The 5,243-nt window shown below is 72.7% G+C and carries 2 protein-coding genes and 1 pseudogene; 1 reads left to right on the top strand and 2 read right to left on the bottom strand.

Annotated elements, in window-relative coordinates; genetic code table 11:
- Both ACWEBX_RS37220 and ACWEBX_RS37215 read right to left on the bottom strand, forming a co-directional pair.
- Positions 1 to 1,589, bottom strand: a 1,589-nt coding sequence (locus ACWEBX_RS37220) for a condensation domain-containing protein (protein WP_451889163.1), incomplete at its 3' end; no start/stop codon positions are given.
- Positions 1,586 to 5,182 (bottom strand): amino acid adenylation domain-containing protein, encoded by a 3,597-nt coding sequence (locus tag ACWEBX_RS37215; protein ID WP_451889162.1) that lies wholly within the window; start codon positions 5,180 to 5,182, stop codon positions 1,586 to 1,588. The genes ACWEBX_RS37220 and ACWEBX_RS37215, both read right to left, overlap by 4 nt.
- Between ACWEBX_RS37215 and ACWEBX_RS37210 the strand changes: the two are divergent.
- Positions 5,150 to 5,243 (top strand): annotated as a pseudogene (locus ACWEBX_RS37210) (DUF3558 domain-containing protein); the annotation flags it as partial. The gene ACWEBX_RS37215 and the pseudogene ACWEBX_RS37210 overlap by 33 nt on opposite strands.

Below are 5,243 nucleotides of genomic sequence, written 5' to 3'. Positions count from 1 at the left end.
CCGTACACGGCGACCAGCAGGTCCACCGAGCGGGGGATCCTGACGGCGACGAGCTGTTCGGGGCCGGCGCCCTGTTCGATGAGCCAGTGCGCGAGACGGTTGGCGCGGGCGTTGAACTCGGCGTAGGTGAGGCTCTCGTGCTCGCCGATGACCGCGACCGCATCGGGGGTGCGGGCAACCTGTGCCTCGAAGGCGTCGGGCAGGGTGGTCGCGGCGACCGGGCGGGCGGTGTCGTTGATCTGCCGTACCAGGCGGTCGTGTTCGTCCTCGCCGAGCACGTCGATGGAGCTGAGCGGGGCCCTGGGGGCTGCGGCGACCTGTTCCAGGACGCGTACGAACCGGTCGGCGAGGGCTTCCGCGGTGTCGCGGTCGAAGAGCTGGGTGGCGTACATGAGGTCGCCGCGCAGTGCGCCGGTGGTGTCGTGGGCGAGGCTGAAGAACAGGTCGGCCAGTGAGGTGTTGGTGAGGTACTGCTCGAACTCGACCTTGAGTCCGGGCAGTTCGAAGTCGGCCTTCTCGAAGCTCTGCCAGGCGAACATGACCTGGAACAGGGGCTGGTAGGCGGTGGAGCGCTCGGGGTTGATCAGTTCGACCAGGGTCTCGAAGGGCACGTCCTGGTGCTCGTAGGCGGCCAGCGCCTTGTCGCGGACCTGCGGGAGCAGGTCGGTGAAGGAGGGGTTGCCGGAGAGGTCGACGCGCAGGACCTGGGTGTTGACGAACAGGCCGACCAGATCGGCCAGGCCCTCGTCGGTGCGTCCGGCGATCGGGTTGCCGATGGTGACGTCCTCGCCGCCGCTGAGCTTGCCCAGCAGGACCCCGAGGGCGGCCTGCACGACCATGGACATGGTCATGCCGCGCTCGTCGGCGAGGCGCTGCAGGGCGGCGGCCGTCTCGGGGCGCACCGCGAGGGGCAGGGAGTCGCCCTTGGAGTCGCGGGTGGCGGGCCGGGGACGGTCCAGCGGCAGGCTGAGCGGCTGCGGGATGCCGGTCAGTTCCTTGCGCCAGTAGGTTGCCTGCGCCGCGGCCAGCGAGCCGGGGTCGGCGACGTCGCCGAGGAGTTCGCGCTGCCACAGCGCATAGTCCTTGTAGGTCACGGCGAGCGGCTCGTAGACGGGTGCCCGGCCGGCCAGGCGTGCGGTGTAGGCGGTGGTCAGGTCGCGGGCCAGGGGGCCGCCGGAGACGCCGTCGGAGGCGATGTGGTGGATGAGCAGGACCAGGACGTGTTCCTCGGGCGAGCAGCGGAACAGGCGTGCCTGGAAGGGGATGTCGGCCATCAGGTCGAAGCGGTGCGCGATGAACCCGTCGATCGCCTCGTCCAGTCCCGTGGGCGCCACCTCGACGAGGGGCACCTGGACGGGGGCCTGCGCGGCGGGCAGGATCCGCTGGTGGGGCTCGTCGTTGTCGTCCAGCACATAGGTGGTGCGCAGCGTCTCGTGCCGGGCGGCCACGTCGCCGATCGCGGCGGTGAGGGCGGCCTGGTCCAGCGGCCCCTTGAGCCGGAAGGCCGGGGAGATGTTGTAGGTCTCCGCCCCGCCCTCGAGCTGGTGTGTGAGCCACATGCGGCGCTGCGCGAACGAAAGCGGAATCACGAGTTCTGCTCCTCTGGGATCATCCTGCGGAGAGCTGGGCGAAGGGGGACAGCCGATTCCTCCGACCAGGCGGCGAGCGCCGCGACCGTCGGCAGGTCGAAGATCTTGCGGATGGGTATCTCCATCCCGATCTCGGCGCGGGCCCGGGTGATCAGCCGGGTGGCGAGCAGGGAGTGCCCGCCGAGTTCGAAGAAGCCGTCGTCGGCTCCGACCTTCTCCACGCCGAGGACCTCGGCGAACAGGCGGGCCAGCGCCTGTTCGCGGGGGGTGGCGGGCGCCCGGAAGGGGGTGGCGGAGGTGAGGTCGGGTGCGGGCAGGGCCTTGAGGTCGAGCTTGCCGTTGGGTGAGAGCGGCAGCCGCTCCAGCGGTACGTAGGCGGCGGGCACCATGTACTCGGGCAGCCGGTCGGCCAGGTGTTCCTGGATCCCCGCCGCGTCCGGCAGGCTCGCGCCGTCGGCGGGGACGAGGTAGGCGGCCAGGTAGGGGGTGGTGTCGCCGGGCCGCTGGGTGACGACGGCGGCCTGCGCGATGTCCGGATGGGTGGTCAGCGCGGCCTCGACCTCGGCGGGTTCCACGCGGTAGCCGCGGATCTTGACCTGGGTGTCGATGCGGCCCAGGTGCTGGAGCTGTCCGTCGGCGGTGAAGCGGGCCAGGTCGCCGGTGCGGTACATGCGCGAGCCGGCGGGTCCGTAGGGGTCGGGGACGAACCGGTCGGCGGTCAGGGCCGGCTGGCGGTGGTAGCCGCGGCCGGCCCCGGCCAGGTAGAGCTCGCCCGGGGTGCCGGGGGGCAGCAGGCCCAGGCCGGGGCTGAGGATGTAGGCCCGCACGCCGGGGAAGGGCCGGCCGATGGGCACGCCCGTGGGGTAGGGCTCGTCGGCGTCGAGGAGGAAGCCGGTGGCGTAGAACGTCTCGCTGGGGCCGTAGCTGTTGATGACGCGGGCCTTGGGCCAGCGGGTGCGCACCCGCTCGGCGAGGTGCGGGGTCAGCACCTCCCCGGAGATGTTCAGGGCCGTGGGGTCGATGCGGTCGGCGAGCTGGTCGACGAGCTCGGCGAAGGCCGAGGGCACCGAGCAGATGACGTCGACGTCCCAGGCGTCGCGTTCGGCCAGCTCCAGCACGTCGCGGACGATCTCGGCGGTGCCGCCGGTGGTGAGGGCGGCGAACGTCTCGAAGGTGGCGACGTCGAAGCCGAAAGAGGCGGCGACCAGGATGCGCCGTCCGGACTCGGCGCCGGCCTGCGCGACCAGGGTGTCCACGGCGTTCACGACGGTGCTCTGGGTGACGCCCACGCCCTTGGGCACGCCGGTGGAGCCGGAGGTGTAGATGACGTAGGCGAGGCTGTCCGGGCCGGCCTGCGGCCGCGCCGGGTCCCGCGGGGCGGGCGGGGCCTGGAGGTCGATGTCGTCGAGGAGGAGGACGGGGATGTCGGTGGCGGGGACGAGGGGGCGGGTGCCGGCATCGGTCAGGACCAGGTGGGGCCGGGCGGTGGGCAGAACGTGCGGGAGGCGCGCGGCGGCGTAGGCGGGGTCGACGGGCAGATAGGCGCCGCCCGCCTTGAGCACGCCCAGCAGCGCCACGACCATGTTCACGGTGCGCGGCAGGACCACGCCGACCACGGTCTCCGGGCCCACGCCGTGCCGGGCCAGCTCGGTGGCGAGGGCCTCGGCGCGGGCGTCCAGTTCGGCGTACGTCAGCGACCGGCCCTGGGCGACCACGGCGACGGTGTCCGGGATCCGGGCCACCTGCGCCTGGACCAGTTCGGTGAGCGTGACGTGGCGGGCCCGGGCGGCGTCCTCGTCGAAGCGGGCCAGCATCCGCTCGCGTTCGCCCTCTTCGAGCGCGTCGATCTGCGCCACCTTCAGCGCGGGGTCGGCCGCGAGCCGGCGCAGGAAGCGCACCAGGCGGGCCGCGTACGTCTGGACGGTGTCCCGGTCGAAGACGCCCGGCGCGTACTGGATGACGAGCTGCAGATGGGGGTCGGCCGCCGCCGTCAGGCACAGCGCGTAGTGGTTGCCGGCGAAGGGGCGCAGGCCGGTGAAGGTGATGCCGTCCGCGGCGTCGCTGGCGTCCTCCAGGCCCTCCCGGTCGACCGGGTAGGACTCGAAGACGACCAGGGTGTCGAACAGGGACCGCACCCCGGCCGACTTCTGGATCTCGGCGAGCCCGTGGTGGTGGTGCTCGGCCAGGGCGGCCTGGCGGCGCTGCAGCGTGTGCAGGACCTCGCCGACGCTGTCGCCGGGTGCGTGGGTGACGCGTACGGGAAGGGTGTTGATGAACATGCCGACCATCGACTCCACGTCCGTGACCGCGGGCGGGCGCCCGGAGACGGTCGCGCCGAACACGACGTCCTGGCGGCCGGTGAGCTGGCCGAGCAGCAGGGCCCAGGCGCCCTGCACCAGGGTGTTGACGGTGATGCCCAGCGCGGAGGCGCGGCGCACGAGTTCGTGGGCCTCCTCGGCCGGCAGCGCGACCTCGACCTGGTCGCGGACGCCGTCGTCGGTGTCCGCGGAGTCGGGGGCGAGCAGGGCCGGCTCGTCGATCCCCTCGAGTTCGGCCGCCCACGCCCGTGCCGCCTCCTCGGGGTCCTGGCGGGTGAGCCAGGACAGGAAGGCGCCGTAGTCGCGGGGGGCGGGCAGTGCGCAGGCGTCGCCGTCGGCGGCGTACAGCAGGAGCAGGTCCTGCATCAGCAGCGGGGTGGACCAGCCGTCGTAGAGGGCGTGGTGGGCGGTCAGGACGAGTTCGGGCCGCTCGGGGTCCAGGACGGCGAGCGCCAGGCGCAGCAGCGGCGGGGTGCCGGCGTCGAAGTAGGTCTTCTGGTCGTGGGTGAGGAACTCCTCGAACCTCGCCTCGCGTTCGCTCTCGTCCAGGGCCCTCAGGTCGAGGTGCTGCCAGGGCAGCGTCACCGACCGGGGGATCACCTGGACGAGGTCGCCGTCGGCGCGGTCGAGGAACGCGGCGCGCAGGACGGGGTGGCGGTCCAGGAGTGCCTGTCCGGCGCGGTGCATCCGTTCGGGGTCGACCCGGCCGGACAGGTGGAACACGAGCTGGATGTGGTAGGGGTCGAAGGAGGCGCCGGCGAGTCTGGCCTGGAAGAGGATCCCGGACTGGGCGGGGGTCGTGGGCCAGAGGGTGGCGAGCTTGCCGAAGCGGGCCTCCCAGGCGTCGATCTCCGCCTGGCCCACGGTGACCAGGGGTGCGTCGCTGGGGGTGAGTCCGCCGGCTTCGGGACCGGTGGCGTGGCGGGCCAGCGCGGTCAGGGCCTGGATCCACAGGGCGGCCAGTTCGGTGACGTCCTCGCGGGACAGGACGCCGGTGGGGAAGCCGAAGTAGGCGCTCAGTTCGTCGCCGTCGCCGGTGTCGGTGGCCACCGCGTTGATCTCCAGCGCGGACAGGACCGGCATGTCCGCGTCCGGTGCGGCGATCAGGTCGCGGTGGGTGGTGTCGGGTGCCCAGCCAAGGCCGCGCAGTTCCTCGGGGATGTCCGCGCCGGAGGCCTTGCCGAGGTAGTTGAAGCCGATCTGCGGGCGGCGCAGGCGGGCCAGTGCGGGGGCGGTCCTGTCTGGAAGGTGGCCTCCACCGCCGCCACCGATCACCTCTTCGTCGACTTCGAGCGCGTGGTCTCGTACGACAACACGGTGAGCGACGAGGCCAAGG

It is taken from the genome of Streptomyces sp. NPDC005070, from assembly GCF_053600395.1.
Note: the sequence above shows the minus strand (reverse complement) of the source record. Positions and strands in the feature narration are given on the sequence as shown.